The following is a 17,309-nucleotide window of genomic DNA, read 5'->3' as shown; positions in this document are numbered from 1 at the left end:
ACCAATACGGTTTTATCGAAAGCTCCTCTGTTGCGACCACCGTGGCAGAGGAGCTTTTCTTTATACATTTACATAAGCGTTTCGCTTGTTTACTCCGTTGGTACCATGAAAAATATCCTGATTATTGAAGATGATCGGCGCATTGCTCAGAATATTAGTCGGGGCCTTCAGGAAGAAGGATACGCTACGCAGGTAGTCTATGAAGGCCTCAATGGGAGGCAGATGGCTTTACAGCCGGGTGTCGATCTGATTATCCTGGATATTAATCTGCCTGGGTTGAGCGGGTTTGAAGTATGCCGGAGCGTTCGGGCGGAGAAACCCCAGTTGCCCATCATTATGCTGACGGCCCTAGGCGAAATTGAAGATAAGGTAGAAGGTCTGGCCTTGGGTGCCGATGATTACCTGGTTAAGCCATTCGATTTCAGGGAGTTGCTTGCTCGCGTGTCAACTTGCTTTCGCCGGACGGCACTCAGCGCTAATCCGTCGAGTCAGGAAATCTGGCAGGTCGCTAATCTGACCGTTAACGTAACGACCAAAGAGGTTCGACGAGGGGCAACACCGATCGACCTGACGGCTCGTGAATTTTCTTTGCTTGACTATTTCATGCGCAACCGGGGCCGAGTATTGTCGAAAGCCGATATTGCTGAGGCCGTCTGGAGTCTTAACTTCGATCCGGGAACGAATGTGGTTGAGGTATACGTCAATTACCTTCGTAAGAAAATAGACCGCGATTTCGAGCCAAAGCTAATTCACACCCGTCCGGGATTGGGTTATGTGTTAAAAGAGGAATAAAGTCCGCTTTTGTATGACCATCCGCAACCGCATCGCCCTTCAGTTCTCGCTAATTGTAGCGTCAATTCTTATTTTCTTTTCAATTCTTATTTACTGGGTGTCGGCTACGTATCGGCAGGAGGAGTTTTACGAACGGTTGAAAAATAAAGCACGAACCACGGTGCGCTTTTTGATCGAGGTAAAAGAGGTGGATCGAGAGCTATTGAAAATTATCGACCGTAATACCTTGACAGCCCTTTTCGATGAGAAGGTTCTGATTTTCGATGGCCAAAACCACCTGATTTATTCCAGCGTTGATGATCAGGTTATCTACTACCGATCTACCTTTCTGAGCGAGGTTCGGCACAAAAAAGAAATTGAAACGCATAGTGGCCCCAACGAACTGGTTGGATTGCTGTACCAGCAAAATGGGCGTGACCTGGTCGTATTAGCGTCGGCCTACGATCAGTTTGGTAAAAGTAAACTCGAAAACCTCAAGCTTACTCTGGGTTGGGGACTACTGGTTGGGCTTAGCATCACCATCGGCCTGGGTATTTTCTTTGCCGGGCAGTCGCTGCAACCGATTAGCCAGATTAACCAGCAGGTTTCCACGATTACGGCCCGTAATCTCCAGCAGCGTCTGGATGAAGGGAATCGGCAGGATGAAATTGCGAGGCTGGCGATGAACTTCAACGATGTACTGTACCGGCTTGAGCAGGCCTTTGAGCAGCAACGAAGTTTTGTATCACACGCATCGCATGAACTGAGGACGCCCCTGGCTGCGCTCAAATCAGAAATTCAGTTGGGGTTGCGTCGGCCTTTGACCGTAGACGAGCACCAGGATATTCTAACCAATCTGCTATCGGATACGGATCGCCTGATTGGCTTAACCAATGGCTTGCTCTTCCTGGCGCGAGCCCTGGAAACCAGCAATCAGGTGACCCGGCAACCCATTCGAATCGACGATGTGATTTTTTTGGCAAAGGACGAATTGGTAAGCGCTAAACCGCACTATCAGATTAGTGTTGATTACGACAATATACCGGAAACCGAAACGGAGACGCTGATTGAAGGCAATGAGGAACTGCTGAAACTGGTTTTCGTAAACTTGTTCGACAATGCCTGCAAGTATTCGGCCAATCAAACGGCTCAGGTTCGTATTGGCACCGATAGTCATCTTTGTCGGATCACAGTCCGCGATACGGGCATTGGCATCTCGGAGCAGGATATAGCTCATATTTTTGAGCCGTTTTATAGAGCGTCTAATGCGCTTGATTACCAGGGGTTTGGTATTGGCTTGTCCATTTGTGCCAAATTGATTGAGCTTCACCAGGGGACATTGGCGGTTGAGAGTAAAGTGGAAGAGGGGAGTACATTTACCATTTCGTTGCCTCATTTGTAATCAAATTGAAACCCTACTAAGCAATCGAGATAAAGACTACTTACCTTATTGATCAAGTTATTAAAGCATACGATTAATCTAGTTTAAAAGGATTTTAATGCTGACCAGGCAGAAAGGTAACCAGCTATATTTAACTCAGATTGATTCAAATAGCTCTGATTATCAATGACAAATAGGTGACTATAGGCCCATTCTTAAGCGAAATAGATAGAGTATAAATAACTAAACCGTAAGTGTTTCTAATGTTTTTCTAATCTCTTTTTAAAGCTGCTCTAATCTTTCTTTAATTCTGTATTAATTTGGATTAAAGACCTTTGTAGCCCAAGTTCAGTCAACGTATGCGGCTACTGATATTCGTTTCTTTTTTAGTGTTCCTTTCTGCGGAATTTACTCAGGCCCAGCCTGGAACCGTTTCGACTTCCCATCAGGATTCGCTCAGGATAAGTCTTCGACAGGCTGATAGTCTGTTTTTGAAAAATAATCTGTTGTTATTGGCCGAACGTTTTCGGATTGATGCCAGTCAGGCGCAGGTGTTGCAGGCCAGTTTATACGATAATCCGAACATAACGCTTGAACTCAGCGCTTACAATAACGAAGCCCGTCGCGTATTGGATGTGGGAAGGCAGGGAGAGAAAATCATCTCGGTTCAACAATTGCTCTATACGGCCGGAAAGCGTAATAAACGAATTGCCTTAGCATCGGAAGCGGCTCGATTGACCGAATTTGAACTGCTTGATCTATTGCGCGGCCTGCGTTTCGACCTCCGAAGTCGATTTTTCTCCATTTACTTTCAGGAGCAGACATTAGCGCGTTTCGACCAGCAGATTGCTACCCTCCAAACGACCGTATCAGCGTATGAACAACAGTACCAGCGAAACAATATATCGCTTCGTGAACTGCTGCGACTGAAAGCACTTCTTTTTCAACTCAGCAACGACCGGACTGAAATCGTGTTTCAGTTGGCGGACGATCAGCGGGCACTCAGAACCCTGTTATCTGTGGATCAGCCCATTCGCCCACGCGTATTTAACGAATTATTACCCCGTTACCACCTGCCCAATCAGTCGGAGGATACCCTTCAGCAAATGGCGCTCCGTAATCGACCCGACCTGAAAGCCGCTGAGTCCCTGACCCGTCAAGCTGAGTTGAATTACAACCTGCAACGCGCACTGGCAACGCCCGACCTGCGCGTGGGTGGCACCTACGATCAGGCGGGGAGTTATATCCAGAATTATGTTGGATTGTCTGTTTCGGCCGACGTGCCGGTTTTTAACCGCAATCAGGGGGCCATTCGGGCGGCTCGGAGCCAGATCAGTTATCAGAAACAGCTGCATCAGCAGAAGGCCGTTCAGGTGAGTAACGATGTGGCTACTGCCTTGCAAAAAGTACAGGAAGTTGAGCGTCGGGTGCAGTCCGTTGAAGGACAATTCACCAATCAATTTGATGAGCTGAACCGGGGTGTCATTACCAGTTTTCAGAAAGGCAATCTCAGCCTGATTGAGTTTGTCGACCTGATCGAAGCGTACAACGATAGCATTCGCCAGCTTAACCGACTGAAGGCTGACCGAATCAGTGCCTATGAAGAGTTAAATTACCTGGTCGGGACCGATTTGTTTCGATAAATGGGATAGGTCAGGACCGACGTGTAGCAATGCCTGCGTCGGACCAGCCTAAACCGAATACCAACAAAACCACAGACTATTTATGAATCGCTGTATTTGCCTTAGTTTCCTGCTAGTTAGTGGATTAGCGGTATTGGTGGGCTGTGCGCCCAAACCTGCGCAGGAAGAACAGAAAGCCTTTATGCTGTCCGATACCATGATGCATCGGATTCGCCTGGATAGCACGGTCATGCAGCCTGTGCGGAGCGAACTGACGCTGGTGGGTAAGGTCGTGGCCGATGAAAACCGGGTTATCAAAGTCTTCCCGCTGGTGGGTGGCAATGTGGAGGATGTAAAAGTCGAATTGGGCGATTACGTCCGTAAAGGGCAAACACTGGCATTGATCCGGTCGGGCGAAGTAGCTGATATTGAGCGGCAAGGCATTCAGGCTCAGTCAGATTTACTGCTGGCGGAGAAAAACCTGCGGGTAGCACAGGATATGTTCGAAACCAAACTGGTATCGCAACGTGAAGTGGTGGCGGCTCAGAAAGAGGTTGAAAAAGCGCAGGCGGAAGCCAATCGGGTAAAAGAAGTTGCTCGCATTTACGGCTTGGGCAAAACGTCGATCTATACCGTAAAAGCACCTATTGATGGCTATGTCATTGAAAAGAATGTGAACCGGGGTATGCAGCTTCGGTCCGACAATGCCGATAACCTGTTTACCATTGGGCAAATCTCCGAAGTATGGGTACTGGCCAATGTTAATGAGAGCGATATCGGTCGGGTTCGGATTGGCATGGATGCCTCCATCCAGACACTGAGTTATCCCGATCAGTTGTTTAAAGGGCAGGTCGATAAAATGTATACCGTGCTGGACCCCGGAACCAAAGCCATGACCGTTCGGATTCGGCTGACGAATACAGGGCTGAAACTCCGGCCCGAAATGCACGCAACGGTTACCTTGCGCTATGAGGATGGGGGTAAACTGGCTACTATACCGGCAGGATCGGTTATTTTCGATCAGTCGAAACACTTCGTTATGGTGTTCAAGAGTCGCTCCGATATCGAAACCCGCGAAGTAAATGTGCTGAAAACCATTGGGGATATTGCCTACATCAAAACCGGCCTGAAACCCGGCGAACGGGTTATTTCCCAGAACCAGCTTCTGGTTTACGACGCCATAAACGATTAAAAGCTGTTCATGAATAAATTCATCCGCAATATTGTCGGTTTTTCACTCAAGAACCGCTTCTTCATTTTTTTCATGACTTTTGGGCTGGTGGTGGCCGGTATTGCCAGCTACCTGAACACGCCTATTGAAGCTTTCCCCGATGTTACCAATACCCAGATTATTGTCGTGACGGAGTGGAAAGGGCGCTCTGCGGAAGAAATCGAGCGATTCGTGACGGTGCCTATCGAAGTATCGATGAATTCGGTGCAACGTAAAACCAACGTGCGCTCCATTACCATGTTCGGGCTGAGCATCATCAAAATCATATTTGAAGATGATGTCGAAGACTTTTTTGCCCGCCAACAGGTCAACAACCAGCTTCGTACCGTGTCGCTTCCGGATGGCGTTGAGCCAGAGGTACAGCCACCTTACGGGCCAACGGGCGAAATTTTCCGATTTACCCTCAAATCCGCTACCCGCGACAGCCGCGAACTGCTCACGCTCCACAACTGGGTCATCGACCGTCAGCTTCGTTCGGTGTCGGGCGTGGCCGATGTGGTGGCCTTTGGCGGACGGGATAAGAGCTACGAAATCCGGGTTAACCCAACGCAACTGGCTAAATACGACATTACGCCACTCGAAGTATATCAGGCCGTCACCCGTAGCAACATTAATGTAGGGGGCGATGTCATTGAGCGAAACGGACAGGCGTATGTCGTGCGGGGAATTGGCCTGCTTACGTCCATTCAGGATATCGAAAACCTGATCGTGGAAGATCTGGACGGGAACCCGGTACTGGTGAAAAACGTGGCCGAAGTAGCCGAATCAAATTTCCCGCGTGTTGGTCAGGTTGGCCTTAACGACGATGACGATGTGGTCGAAGGGATCGTTGTGATGCGGAAGAACGAAAACCCGAGTGAGGTACTGGCAAGAGTCAAGGCCAAAATTGACGAGCTGAATACCCGTATCCTGCCATCGGATGTGAAAATGGTGACGTTTTACGACCGTGATAACCTGATCAGTTTCTGTACGAAAACCGTTTTGCACAACCTCACGGAAGGCATCATACTGGTCACGGTCATTGTGTTCCTGTTCATGGCCGACTGGCGAACGACAGTCATTGTGTCGATCATTATTCCGCTGGCTCTGCTCTTCGCGTTTATGTGTCTGCGGATGCGGGGTATGTCGGCAAACTTACTGTCGATGGGTGCGGTCGATTTTGGGATTATCATTGATGGTGCGGTTGTGATGGTCGAAGGGATTTTTGTGGCGCTCGATCACCTGGCTCATCAGGCGGGTATGACCCGGTTCAATCGGATGAGTAAACTAGGGCTCATCAAGAAAACGGGTGGCGAGTTAGGGAAGGCTGTTTTCTTTTCTAAACTCATCATTATCACCGCTTTGTTGCCCATTTTCTCGTTCCAGAAAGTAGAAGGCAAGATGTTTTCTCCACTGGCCTGGACGCTTGGTTTCGCTTTGTTGGGTGCCCTGCTATTTACCCTGACGCTGGTGCCGCTCCTTTGTTCGATCCTGTTGAAGAAAAATGTGCGGGAGAAAAACAATCCGCTGGTCAATTTCTTCAACCGGATTGTGATGGCGGGTTTTTCCTGGTGCTACACAAATCGTTGGGTAAGTATGCTGGCGGCTATCGCATTTATGGTGGCTACGTTTTTCTCCGCCACATTCCTGGGTACCGAATTCCTGCCGACACTCAACGAAGGGGCATTGTGGGTAGAGGCTAAATTGCCGATGAGTAGTTCGTTGAATCAAACGGTTGGCATGGTGCGGATACTGCGTAAAAAACTGATGGAATTTCCAGAGGTTAATGGGGTTTTGTCGCAAACGGGCCGCTCCAATGATGGGACGGACCCGTCGGGGTTTTACTATGTGCAGATGCAGGTGAATCTCAAGCCCAAAGACGATTGGACGCGAAAAATTACGACCGATGAGCTGATTGAAGAAATGGATGCGAAGCTGAAACAGTTTCAGGGGATCAACTACAATTACTCTCAGCCGATCATCGACAACGTGGCCGAAGCCGTGGCCGGAATGAATGCCAGCAATGCCGTAAAAATCTTTGGCGATGATCTGAACGAGCTGAACAAACTGGCCAACACCGTCCTGGCCGCTATTCACGATGTGCCCGGTGTAAAAGATGTCGGTATTCTCCGCAATATTGGCCAGCCCGAAATCAGTGTCTTGTTTCACGATCAGAAAATGGCCTTATATGGCGTTTCGACGGCCGACGCCCAGGCCGTGATCGAAATGGCAATTGGGGGTAAAACCGCGTCGATTCTGTACGAAGGAGAGCGCAAATTCGATATTCGGGTACGCTACGGCGAAAGTTATCGAAAAACCGAAGACGATATCATGCGACTCATGGTGCCCACCCTGCGCGGCAACAAAATTCCTTTGCGGGAAATTGCAACGATTCGGGAAGTTACCGGCCCGGCTTTTGTATACCGTGATAATAATAAACGGTTCATCGGGGTGAAGTTTTCGGTGCGCGAGCGTGACCTGGGGAGCACGATTGCCGATGCCCAACGGCGGGTCAATGCCGCTTTAAAAAATTTGCCTAAAGGGTATTCAATCAACTGGACGGGCGAGTTTGAGAATCAGGTTCGGGCTACCAAGCGGCTTGGGCAGGTGGTTCCGCTGAGTCTGGCGGCTATTTTTGTCATTCTGTTTGTTCTCTTTGGCAATGCAAAAGATGCCGGATTGGTGCTGCTTAACGTGCCCTTCGCCCTGATTGGAGGCATTCTGGCCCTGCACGTTACGGGTATGAACTTCGGTATTTCGGCCGGGGTAGGTTTTATTGCGCTGTTTGGCATCTGTGTACAGAATGGCGTTATCCTGATTTCGGTGTTTAATAATAACCGCCAACAGAAAATGCCGCTTGATGTAGCCATTCGCGAAGGAGTACAGACGCGTATTCGCCCGGTCGTAATGACGGCGTTGATGGCGGCCATTGGCTTGCTTCCAGCGGCTATCTCGACCGGTATTGGCTCTGAAACTCAGAAACCATTGGCTATCGTAGTGATTGGTGGGCTGATAACCGCAACTGTTCTGACACTGCTGATTTTTCCAATCATTTACCGGATATTCTACCGCCAGAACACCACGCACAAACCGCGTGAATTAGCGACTGCGTAAGGAGTTGATTTGTATGAAAAAAGGTTCATAATCAATAGTGTAGGAGAGTTTCTGAACGAGTTGTGTGTAATTCTGGAGTGCTCGGCTATTTTTTTACTCACTAAAGCACAGTAGGTTTCCTATTTATTCACTTACTTTGGGTAAAGAATTCACTAAACTTCTCTTTAGTAACCAAATCATGAAAAAGCTTTTTGCTCTATTTTTCGTAAGCGCAACGCTTCTTTGGGGATGTAAAAAAGATGATACACCTGCCGCGAAAACCAAATCGGATCTGATCGCGCGTAACTGGCAGTTCCAGACGGCGTCGGTCACCCTAGGAACGATACCCGTAACGGCTTACACAAAAGGGGGCGGTGCTGGTAACCTGGTCGATTTTTCGTCGTCGTATATGAACTTCAAATCTGATAAGTCGTTTTCGCAGGTGATTTTACCCGGTACGACGACAACAGGAACCTGGAAATTCAACACCGGTGAAACGGCATTTATTCTTACCAGTTCGTCAGGATCGGTTGACACCTGGACGCTTGATAACCTGACCGAAACCAACCTAAACTTCAGCCGCCAGATTGCTGGTAATTCTACTGACCCGAGCGATCAAAGCTGGTTGGCTCTTATCAAATCGTACGGGTTCTCGACGGCCAATGGTGCCAAGATCGAAGTAAAAGCGATTCCGAATCCCTAAGAACAGGAATTACAATCATAAAAAATGGGCGTTGAGATCAATCTCAACGCCCATTTTTTATGACTCGGTTAGCCCGGTCAGGCTTTTATTTCAATTAGCGCTCCCGCTTTGATCTCTTCCACTACATTGGGGTCGAGTAGGGTGGAGGTATCGCCCAGATTCGAGACATCGCCTTCGGCAATCTTACGCAGGATTCGACGCATGATTTTGCCCGAGCGAGTTTTGGGCAACCCACTGACAAACTGAATTTTATCGGGCTTGGCGATGGGACCGATAATGCGGCTTACCGTAGCCAGAATATCCCGGCGGATCAGGTCAGAGCTATGATCGGGATCACTTTCGGTAATCACATAAGCGTAAATGCCCTGTCCTTTGATGTCGTGCGGATAACCGACGACGGCACTTTCCACTACACCTGTGTGCATGTTGATGGCATTTTCGACCTCAGCCGTCCCAATCCGGTGGCCTGATACGTTCAGTACGTCATCAACCCGACCTGTGATGCGGTAATAGCCATCTTCATCGCGGAGGCAGCCGTCGCCGGTAAAGTATAAGCCCGGATAGGTAGCAAAATAATTGGTGCGGCATCGCTCATGGTCGCCCCAGGTCGTTCGTAAAATACCTGGCCAGGGGAATTTCATGCACAGGTTCCCACTCACGCCATTGCCTTCGATCTCCTTGCCATTTTCGTCCACCAGAACAGGTTGCACACCCGGCAACGGTAGCGTGGCAAAGGTTGGTTTGGTTTTGGTGATACCCGCCAGCGGAGAGATCAGAATGCCGCCCGTTTCGGTCTGCCACCAGGTATCGACAATCGGGCAGCGGCCTTTACCAATGTGCTCGTCGTACCAGTGCCAGGCTTCTTCATTGATCGGTTCGCCAACGGAGCCTAAAACCCGGAGCGAACTCAGGTCTTTACCTTCCAGCGGTTCCAACCCAAATCCCATCAGTGACCGGATAGCCGTTGGGGCGGTGTACAGAATATTAACGCGATGACGGTCGACAATATCCCAGAACCGTCCGGCATTGGGCCAGGTCGGTACACCCTCGAACAGGAGTGAGGTAGCTCCGTTCAGCAACGGGCCATAAACTATGTAGCTGTGCCCCGTAATCCAGCCAATATCGGCAGTACAGAAATGGACATCGCCGGGTTCGTACTGAAATACATTCTGGAAGGTGTAGGCGGCAAATACCATGTAGCCTCCACAGGTATGAACTACCCCTTTGGGCTTACCCGTTGACCCTGAAGTATATAGAATAAATAGTGGGTCTTCGGCGTCCATGATTTCGGCTGGGCAGTCGGAAGTGACCTGCTTCATTTCCTGCTCCCACCACACATCGCGACCTTTCAGCATCGAAACGGCGGTGCGGGTATGGGTGAGCACGATAACTCGTTTCACCGAAGGGCAGCCGATCAGCGCATCATCGACCGTATCTTTCATCGGAATGGCTTTGTTACCCCGTAACGCACCATCGGAGGTAATCACCACCGAGCATTTAGCATCATTGATGCGGTCGGCAATGGACTGGGCCGAAAACCCGCCAAACACCACCGAGTGAATAGCACCAATACGGGCACAGGCCAGTACCGCAACAGCCAGTTCGGGCACCATTGGCATGTAGATACAAACCCGGTCACCTTTTTGTACACCATTGCGCTTCAGGACGTTGGCAAAACGGCACACATACTCGTGTAGCATTTTATAGGTAAACGTAACACTTGGCTCAGCCGGGTCGTTTGGTTCCCAGATAATGGCCGGATAGTTCGGCTTTTCGTGCACATGGCGGTCCAGGCAATTCTCGGTGATGTTGAGTTTACCGCCCAAAAACCATTTTACATCGGGCTGCTGGAAATTCCATTGTAGTACTTTTTTCCAGGGCTTGCGCCATTGAAATTCCTGGGCAATTTCGGCCCAAAAGCTCTCCGGGTCTTCAACACTGTGGTTGTATGCTGACTGATATTCGTCAAAGGTTCTGATACGCATGGGTACAAAAGGGTTTATGCTGGCTGGTCGATCGCCGATACCGTCCGGCCGGAATAACTAAGGACAAGTAAAAGTAGGAAGATACAGCCAAACGGTTGGAATTTCTGAAGTCGAAAATTGCTAAATTGCTATAGATATACGCGTTTTGATAGAATCAGTCACTAGTCTGATAGAATGCGTTGGGCAAAGCCTTTCTCGGTAGTTACAAACCGGCAAACGCGAAGGCATTGCCGATGCTCCGTTCCGATAAGCGGTTCCTGATTTCATCCAGAATGGCCGGGTCATCAATCGTAGAAGGCATTGTGAAGGGTTCGCCATCGGCAATCTGGCGAATGGTTTTTCGCAGGATTTTGCCCGAGCGCGTTTTGGGTAATCGCTTGACGATGGTTGCCTGCCGGAAATACGCAACGGCTCCAATCGTATCGCGAATCATGGTTACCAATTCATTCTCCAATGTGCCTTCTTCCGTCGAGATACCGTCTTTGAGGACAACCAGGCCAATCGGTCGCTGTCCGCGCAGTTCATCGGCAATACCGACTACCGCACATTCGGCGACGGCTGGGTGGTTACCCACTATCTCTTCCATTTCGCCGGTCGATAGTCGATGCCCGGCCACATTAATCACATCATCGACACGGCCCATAATAAACACATACCCGTCGGCATCGACAAATCCACCATCGCCCGTGAGGTAATAGCCTGGAAACCGACTGAGGTACGATTGACGGAAACGGGGCGTGTCGTTCCACAGTGTTGGCAGGCAACCGGGGGGCAGCGGCAGTTTCAGGCAAACGTATCCTTCTTCGTTGGGGCCGAGTGGCTGACCATGTTCGTCCAGAATCTGTAAATCGAACCCCGCTACCGGACGAGTCGACGAACCAGCCTTGACGGGGACCGATTCAATGCCCATCTGATTGGCAACCATCGGCCAGCCTGACTCGGTTTGCCACCAGTGGTCGATGACTGGAACCCCTACCGTTTGTTCCAGCCAATGTAGCGTGGGTGGGTCGCAGCGTTCACCGGCCACAAACACGTATTTCAGGGATGATAAGTCGTATTGCTGGCGGAGTAAACCTTCCGGGTCTTCTTTTTTGATGGCCCGAAACGCCGTTGGCGCCGTAAAAAAAGCCTTGACTCCATGTTGCTGGATCACCCGCCAGAACGTACCCGCGTCGGGTGTGCGAACGGGTTTGCCTTCGAACAGAATAGTCGTACAGCCGTGGAGTAAAGGCCCATAAACAATATAGCTGTGCCCAACAGCCCAACCTAGGTCCGAAGCGGCCCAGAACGTATCGCCGGGTTGGACATCGTACACAGCCCGCATGCTGTATTTCAGCGCCACAGCATGACCACCATTGTCGCGGATGATCCCTTTGGGCTTACCCGTAGTGCCGGATGTGTACAGAATATACAGCGGGTCGGTCGCATTGACCGGAACGATATTAGCCATAAGCGATTGCCGAACCGCCGTCGCCCAGTCCAGATCTCGGCTGGGGGTTAGTTCGGCTTCCTGCATGGGACGTTGTAAAATCAGGCAGTGTTTAGGCGAAAAAGAGGCCAGCCGTAGCGCTTCGTCCAGCAGGGGTTTGTAGGGGATTACCCGGTCGAACTCGATACCGCAGGATGCCGACAGGATTACTTTGGGATGAGCATCGTCGATGCGTAAAGCTAGTTCGTGTGGGGCAAATCCGCCAAACACTACCGAATGAATGGCACCGATACGGGCGCAGGCCAGCATGGCAAACACCGCTTCGGGCACCATCGGCATGTAAATCACCACCGTATCGCCCCGTTGCACACCTAATCGTTTTAGGGTACCGGCTAGTTGGGCTACTTCGTCGCGGAGTTCAGTATAGGTGAATCGACGGACGGTATTGGTAACGGGCGAGTCATAAATCAGGGCCGTTTGATCGGCCCGGCCATTTTCGACATGGTAATCGACAGCGGCATAACAGGTGTTGAGTTTCCCCCCGGCAAACCAGCGGGTCAGTCCGGCCGAGTCGGTCGATAAGATGCGGCCCGGCTTGCGAAACCAGGGGATTTCACCGGCCTGTTCGGCCCAAAAGGCGGCTGGGTCGTCGAGGCTACGCCGGTACTCGTTGAGATAGGAAAGCGTCTGCGTTTCCATGGTCATTGGGGTTTAGTTTCTGACAGCTTCCCCAGGTAACGCCATGACAAACAGACGTAGTGGGCCAGGGGTCAGGCCGACAGAAGTTGATTTACTTTGGCAACCAGGTCGCGGGTCGAAAAGGGTTTGGCTACATAGAGGTCGGCCCCTGATTCGTATCCGCGTTGTATATCGATCTCTTTTCCCTTGGCGCTCAGAATAATGATTTTACTATGCTGAAACCCATCGGTACTTTTTACATACTTACACAGTTCGAGTCCGTTCATGCGGGGCATCATAATGTCCAGCATCAGCAGATCGGGTTTGTGGTGTTGCAGCAACTCATACGCTTCACCACCATCGCGGGCAATGAACACCTTATGCCCTTCTTTTTTCATTAAAAACTCCAGCGACAGCAGAATATTCGGCTCATCGTCGGCGATCAGTACATTAGCCATAACGCTCGATTTACGGTTCCCGTCGGTAGTCAGGAACAGGGCGTTACTACGCTGACTGATACCGAAAACCGGAAGGGCTACCCTGTGGATAACGGCAATTGGAAGGTAAACACCGAACCGTGTCCGGGCTGGCTGTCTACGTCGATACTACCGTTATGCAATTCTATGATTTTTTTCGTGATCGCCAATCCCAGCCCGCTGCCTTTCGGTTTTCGATGATCGCCCTGCACCTGGTAAAATTTCTCGAAAATGAGCGAATGGAGTGCCGGATCAATGCCCGCGCCATTGTCGCATACGCTTACTTTACAGGTAGCCCCTTCCACAATCAGCCGGACAATAATGTGGCCTTTTTCGGGTTCGCAGAATTTGATGGCGTTCGATAACAGGTTGATCAGCACCTGCATGAGCCGGTCACGGTCGGCCACGACGGGCGTAGGCGGGCAATTGGCCAGGAACTGAACCGTCACGTATTTTTCCGAAGCCAGTTGGGCGGTGGCTTCAACGGCATCTTTAATCACGTCGCGCAGGAGCAGGGGTTCCAGGTGAAGCCGCATTCGGCCTGATTCGAACCGTTCGAGGTCCAGTACCTGATTGATGAGCCGGGTAAGCCGTTCCGATTCTTTGATGACCGTTCCGAGAAATTGTTGCCGGGTGGCGGTATCGACATCGTCGTTATCGTGCAGAATCTCAGTCAACGCCCGAATGGAGGTGATGGGTGTGCGAATCTCATGGGTGATGGTCGACAAAAACTCATCTTTCTGCTGGTCCATCTGTTTCAGCCGCTCGTTGGTTTCGCTAAGTTGCTGGGTCAGTTGCTGCAGCTCATTCGATTTGCGTTCCAGCTCTTTATTGACGGTCATCAGCTCCTGCGATGTTTTCAGAATTCGGATAATCTCATCGACCGTAATTGGATCTTCTTTGGCAATAGACGATACCAGAATCCGGGCCGAAGCGGTACCAATGGCCCCGGCCAGCATTGTTTCGGTGAACGTTACCAGCCCCGGATCGGCATACGACTGACGATCAATCAGGCGGTTGCGCCGAGCGAATCGTTCCAGCGTTTGCTGGCTCTGTTCAGGTCCAAAAAATGTGATCAGCAGCTTGCGTAAGGCATCGACGGATACTTTTCCCTTCCAGATGGCGGTATTTTCGGACGGGCGGTTGAATTGAAACACATCGACAAACAGGATAGCCTGATTGTGGTCGAGTGCCGTTTGAGGTCGGTTGATGGAGCCCCAGACATAACAACCCACATTGAAAAACAGCGACCAGAATACCGAGTGAGCAATAGGGGTTAGGCTGTTCAGTCCAAACAGGGCTTGTGGTTTCAGAAAACTCAGCCCAAATGGGCCGTCGGTCAGTAATGATTCGGGTAATAAAACCGGGATCAGCGTGGGCACAATCAGGGTGTAAAACCAGATAGCGGTACCGACAATAAGGCCCAGTCGTGCCCCAGCCTGAGCCCCATTTTTCCAGCAGATGCCACCAATAATGGCCGGGCTGAACTGGGCTACTGCCGCGAAGGAAATCATACCCACCGAAACCAGCGAAAATCGGTCCGATACATCGCGGTAATACCCATACGAAATCAGCAGCAGGGTCAGAATGGCCAGCCGACGAGTGTACACCACAAACCGACTCGATTGATTGCCCAGTTTCAGTTGCCAGGCCGGGCGGCTAACCAGCCAGGGCATCACCACATTATTGCTAATCATAACGCTCAGGGCCGTGGTTTCCACGATAATCATGCTCGTAGCGGCCGACAACCCACCGATGTAAGCGAGCAACGCCAGGCCCTTTTGGCCTGTCATCAACGGGAGCGAAAGAACATAGCCGTCGGCATCGAGCCCTGTATTGCCAAACCATAATTTACCGCCAAACGCTACGGGCAATACAAACAGCGTAATCAGAAACAGGTAGAGTGGAAACAGCCACATGGCTTTATTGAGGTGGCGTTCCTCCACATTTTCGACAACCGCCACCTGAAATTGCCGGGGCAGGAACAGAATAGCTGGAATGGATAGAAGCGTATACCAGAACCAGTCGGCCGACGAATGCCCCGGACCAAAGGTTAGGCTGGCCTGTAAGGCAGGTTGTTGGCTGGCTCGTTCAAAAATATCCCCTGGCCCATCGAACAGACCAAACGTGACATACAAACCTACGGACAGAAACGCAATCAGCTTCACCAGCGACTCGAAGGCAATGGCCGTTACGAGTCCTTCGTGCCGTTCGGTGGCTTCAAGCTTCCGCGTACCAAACAAAATGGTGAATGCGCCCAGCAGCAGCGTCATGTAAAACGCCTGATCGGTCAGGAACGAGGGTGCGTGCGTAGCCGACGATTGGCCCGACAGCAGGGCGAAACTGACGGCTGTAGCCTTTAGCTGGATGGAGATATACGGAATAATACCGGCCACACAGATAACGGTTACCAGAATCCCCAGCCCCCGATTTTTACCGTAACGAGCCGAAATAAAGTCGGCAATACTGGTGATCCGGTGAATCTTACAGATGCGAATGATTTTCCGAAGCACAATCCACCAGAGTGGAGCCGCCAGCGTTGGGCCTATGTAGACCGACAGAAAGTTGATACCCTGCGTGGCCGCCTGCCCCACACTCCCATAGAACGTCCAGGCCGTACAGTAAACGGCCAGCGACAGGGCGTAAATGTAGGGATTGTTGAGGAGGCTCTGTTTCTGCCGGGCGACCAGTGTCCGCTCCCGACGTTCGGCCCAGAAGGCAATGCCGAACAGCAGCCCCAGATATAACAGCGAGCAGACAACTATCGTAAGGCTATTCATCGGAGTTGGACGGGTCGTCGGCCGAACGTGAACGGTATAGTACCAGCGCAATCAAGCCGATCATACAGGCCCAAACGCCCAGCACATAAGCATACAGCATGGGCAACCCGGCTACCAGAACGGGCTGGTTGACAATGGAAATCACCGGCTCATTGAACAGCAGCACAAATAGCAGACTTAAAAAAATAAGGCGGGCACGTTTCACGGTGGGAAGCTGAAAAAGTGGACTCTGTAACGGCTAGTGTTGAATTAACAGAGACCCGTTTTTGAAACCCCTCTCCTAAAACTGGAGAGGGGCGGGGGTGAGGTTACGCTTCGTCGGCATACTCGTTCTGGAGTGCGTAAACGCCGAAAACAGCCAGTCCGCCGACAATGATCGGCATCAGTACAAATAGAATAATGATACCAAAGACAAGGTCTTCCTGCTTGCCGGTAGCCAGCTTGGGCAGCCCAAACTGAAAAATACCGAAATAACCAGCCAGCGCAGCTATCGCCAGCCATACAATACCCAGAATTCGTTTTATCGCGTTCATGATGATTATCGGTACGAGGATTTTGTAAATGATTTTATGTAATGTTGACAATATCGGAAAGCCTCCCTCCCCTGATTTCAGGGGAGGGTTGGGGAGGGGTAAATCTTAATCCGTTACTCGTTTGTCTTTGATGTAGAAGACCCCAATAACCAGACAAACAGCCGTTACGATGATCGGATACCAAAGCCCTTCCAGATACGGAGCCGCATTAGGAAGGAGTTCACCGGCTTTTTCGGCGGCCGTGTTAGCGTCCTTCGCTTTAGTTGCCAGATAGGTTGCCACAGCGGGAAGCAATCCGCCAAAAACGCCATTACCGATGTGATACGGAAGCGACATGGACGTGTACCGGATTTTGGTCGGGAACATTTCGACCAGGAAAGCCGCGATTGGGCCGTACACCATCGTCACAAAAATGACCTGAACAAATACCAGCCAGATCAGCGTCCAGCGATCGCTATCGTTGATGGTAATGGTTTTCTTGATCTCCGGTTTGGCTGGCTCGGCAGATGGGTCGGCCAGGATTTTAGTTTTGGTAACCTCCGTCAGTTTGGTGCCGTCGGTATATTCTTTCTTGACAGTCACTGTGTTGATCGACACGCCAGCGGCTTTTGGGTCGGCCGTTACGGCCGTTTCGGACGTCGTTTTTTC

General features: G+C 50.7%; 12 protein-coding genes and 1 pseudogene. 6 read left to right on the top strand and 7 right to left on the bottom strand.

What is annotated here, in order from left to right; all coding sequences use genetic code 11:
• Nucleotides 1–105: 105 nt before the first annotated feature.
• From BGO59_RS21895 to BGO59_RS21870, 6 genes are all read left to right on the top strand, one after another.
• Nucleotides 106–792 carry a response regulator transcription factor gene (locus BGO59_RS21895; RefSeq protein ID WP_293686739.1) on the top strand — a complete coding sequence of 229 codons (687 nt, stop codon included), beginning with the start codon at nt 106–108 and terminating at the stop codon, nt 790–792.
• Nucleotides 793–805: 13 nt separating this feature from the next.
• On the top strand, nt 806–2,173 hold the full coding sequence (locus BGO59_RS21890; protein ID WP_293686737.1) for a HAMP domain-containing sensor histidine kinase: 1,368 nt from the start codon (nt 806–808) through the stop codon (nt 2,171–2,173).
• Between the two features lie 338 nt (nt 2,174–2,511).
• Nucleotides 2,512–3,795: a TolC family protein gene (locus BGO59_RS21885; RefSeq protein ID WP_293686735.1), complete on the top strand. Its 1,284-nt coding sequence runs from the start codon at nt 2,512–2,514 to the stop codon at nt 3,793–3,795.
• Between the two features lie 82 nt (nt 3,796–3,877).
• Complete coding sequence (locus tag BGO59_RS21880) at nt 3,878–4,966, top strand: efflux RND transporter periplasmic adaptor subunit (protein WP_293686733.1); 1,089 nt, start codon at nt 3,878–3,880, stop codon at nt 4,964–4,966.
• Nucleotides 4,967–4,975: 9 nt separating this feature from the next.
• On the top strand, nt 4,976–8,098 hold the full coding sequence (locus BGO59_RS21875; RefSeq protein ID WP_293686732.1) for a CusA/CzcA family heavy metal efflux RND transporter: 3,123 nt from the start codon (nt 4,976–4,978) through the stop codon (nt 8,096–8,098).
• A 178-nt stretch (nt 8,099–8,276) separates the two neighbouring features.
• On the top strand, nt 8,277–8,780 hold the full coding sequence (locus BGO59_RS21870) for a hypothetical protein (protein ID WP_293686730.1): 504 nt from the start codon (nt 8,277–8,279) through the stop codon (nt 8,778–8,780).
• Nucleotides 8,781–8,857: 77 nt separating this feature from the next.
• Here BGO59_RS21870 and acs read toward each other — a convergent pair whose 3' ends face one another.
• From acs to BGO59_RS21835, 7 genes and pseudogenes are all read right to left on the bottom strand, one after another.
• Nucleotides 8,858–10,765: an acetate--CoA ligase gene (gene acs / locus BGO59_RS21865; RefSeq protein ID WP_293686728.1), complete on the bottom strand. Its 1,908-nt coding sequence runs from the start codon at nt 10,763–10,765 to the stop codon at nt 8,858–8,860.
• A gap of 202 nt (nt 10,766–10,967) precedes the next feature.
• The gene (locus BGO59_RS21860) at nt 10,968–12,893 is read right to left on the bottom strand and encodes a propionyl-CoA synthetase (protein WP_293686726.1); all 1,926 of its coding nucleotides are present in this window, start codon (nt 12,891–12,893) and stop codon (nt 10,968–10,970) included.
• Between the two features lie 71 nt (nt 12,894–12,964).
• On the bottom strand, nt 12,965–13,330 hold the full coding sequence (locus BGO59_RS21855) for a response regulator (RefSeq protein ID WP_293686724.1): 366 nt from the start codon (nt 13,328–13,330) through the stop codon (nt 12,965–12,967).
• A 77-nt stretch (nt 13,331–13,407) separates the two neighbouring features.
• Nucleotides 13,408–16,128, bottom strand: a complete 2,721-nt coding sequence (locus BGO59_RS21850; protein ID WP_293686722.1) for a sensor histidine kinase — start codon at nt 16,126–16,128, stop codon at nt 13,408–13,410.
• Nucleotides 16,121–16,333, bottom strand: a complete 213-nt coding sequence (locus tag BGO59_RS21845) for a hypothetical protein (RefSeq protein WP_293686720.1) — start codon at nt 16,331–16,333, stop codon at nt 16,121–16,123. Before BGO59_RS21845 ends, BGO59_RS21850 begins: the two co-directional genes overlap by 8 nt.
• A gap of 103 nt (nt 16,334–16,436) precedes the next feature.
• A complete protein-coding gene (locus BGO59_RS21840; protein ID WP_293686718.1) occupies nt 16,437–16,661 on the bottom strand; it encodes a DUF6814 family protein in 225 nt (74 codons plus the stop codon).
• A 105-nt stretch (nt 16,662–16,766) separates the two neighbouring features.
• Nucleotides 16,767–17,309 (bottom strand): annotated as a pseudogene (locus BGO59_RS21835) (MFS transporter); the annotation flags it as partial.

Source organism: Spirosoma sp. 48-14 (assembly GCF_001898575.1).
Taxonomy (GTDB): domain Bacteria; phylum Bacteroidota; class Bacteroidia; order Cytophagales; family Spirosomataceae; genus Spirosoma.
This window is presented reverse-complemented; position numbering and strand designations above follow the sequence as displayed.

What these genes read in the sequence shown, in the direction of transcription:
- BGO59_RS21895 (WP_293686739.1), top strand. Translation starts at nt 106, where the DNA reads ATGAAAAATATCCTGATTATTGAAGATGATCGGCGCATTGCTCAGAAT.
- BGO59_RS21890 (WP_293686737.1), top strand. Translation starts at nt 806, where the DNA reads ATGACCATCCGCAACCGCATCGCCCTTCAGTTCTCGCTAATTGTAGCG.
- BGO59_RS21885 (WP_293686735.1), top strand. Translation starts at nt 2,512, where the DNA reads ATGCGGCTACTGATATTCGTTTCTTTTTTAGTGTTCCTTTCTGCGGAA.
- BGO59_RS21880 (WP_293686733.1), top strand. Translation starts at nt 3,878, where the DNA reads ATGAATCGCTGTATTTGCCTTAGTTTCCTGCTAGTTAGTGGATTAGCG.
- BGO59_RS21875 (WP_293686732.1), top strand. Translation starts at nt 4,976, where the DNA reads ATGAATAAATTCATCCGCAATATTGTCGGTTTTTCACTCAAGAACCGC.
- BGO59_RS21870 (WP_293686730.1), top strand. Translation starts at nt 8,277, where the DNA reads ATGAAAAAGCTTTTTGCTCTATTTTTCGTAAGCGCAACGCTTCTTTGG.
- acs (WP_293686728.1), bottom strand. Translation starts at nt 10,765, where the DNA reads ATGCGTATCAGAACCTTTGACGAATATCAGTCAGCATACAACCACAGT.
- BGO59_RS21860 (WP_293686726.1), bottom strand. Translation starts at nt 12,893, where the DNA reads ATGGAAACGCAGACGCTTTCCTATCTCAACGAGTACCGGCGTAGCCTC.
- BGO59_RS21855 (WP_293686724.1), bottom strand. Translation starts at nt 13,330, where the DNA reads ATGGCTAATGTACTGATCGCCGACGATGAGCCGAATATTCTGCTGTCG.
- BGO59_RS21850 (WP_293686722.1), bottom strand. Translation starts at nt 16,128, where the DNA reads ATGAATAGCCTTACGATAGTTGTCTGCTCGCTGTTATATCTGGGGCTG.
- BGO59_RS21840 (WP_293686718.1), bottom strand. Translation starts at nt 16,661, where the DNA reads ATGAACGCGATAAAACGAATTCTGGGTATTGTATGGCTGGCGATAGCT.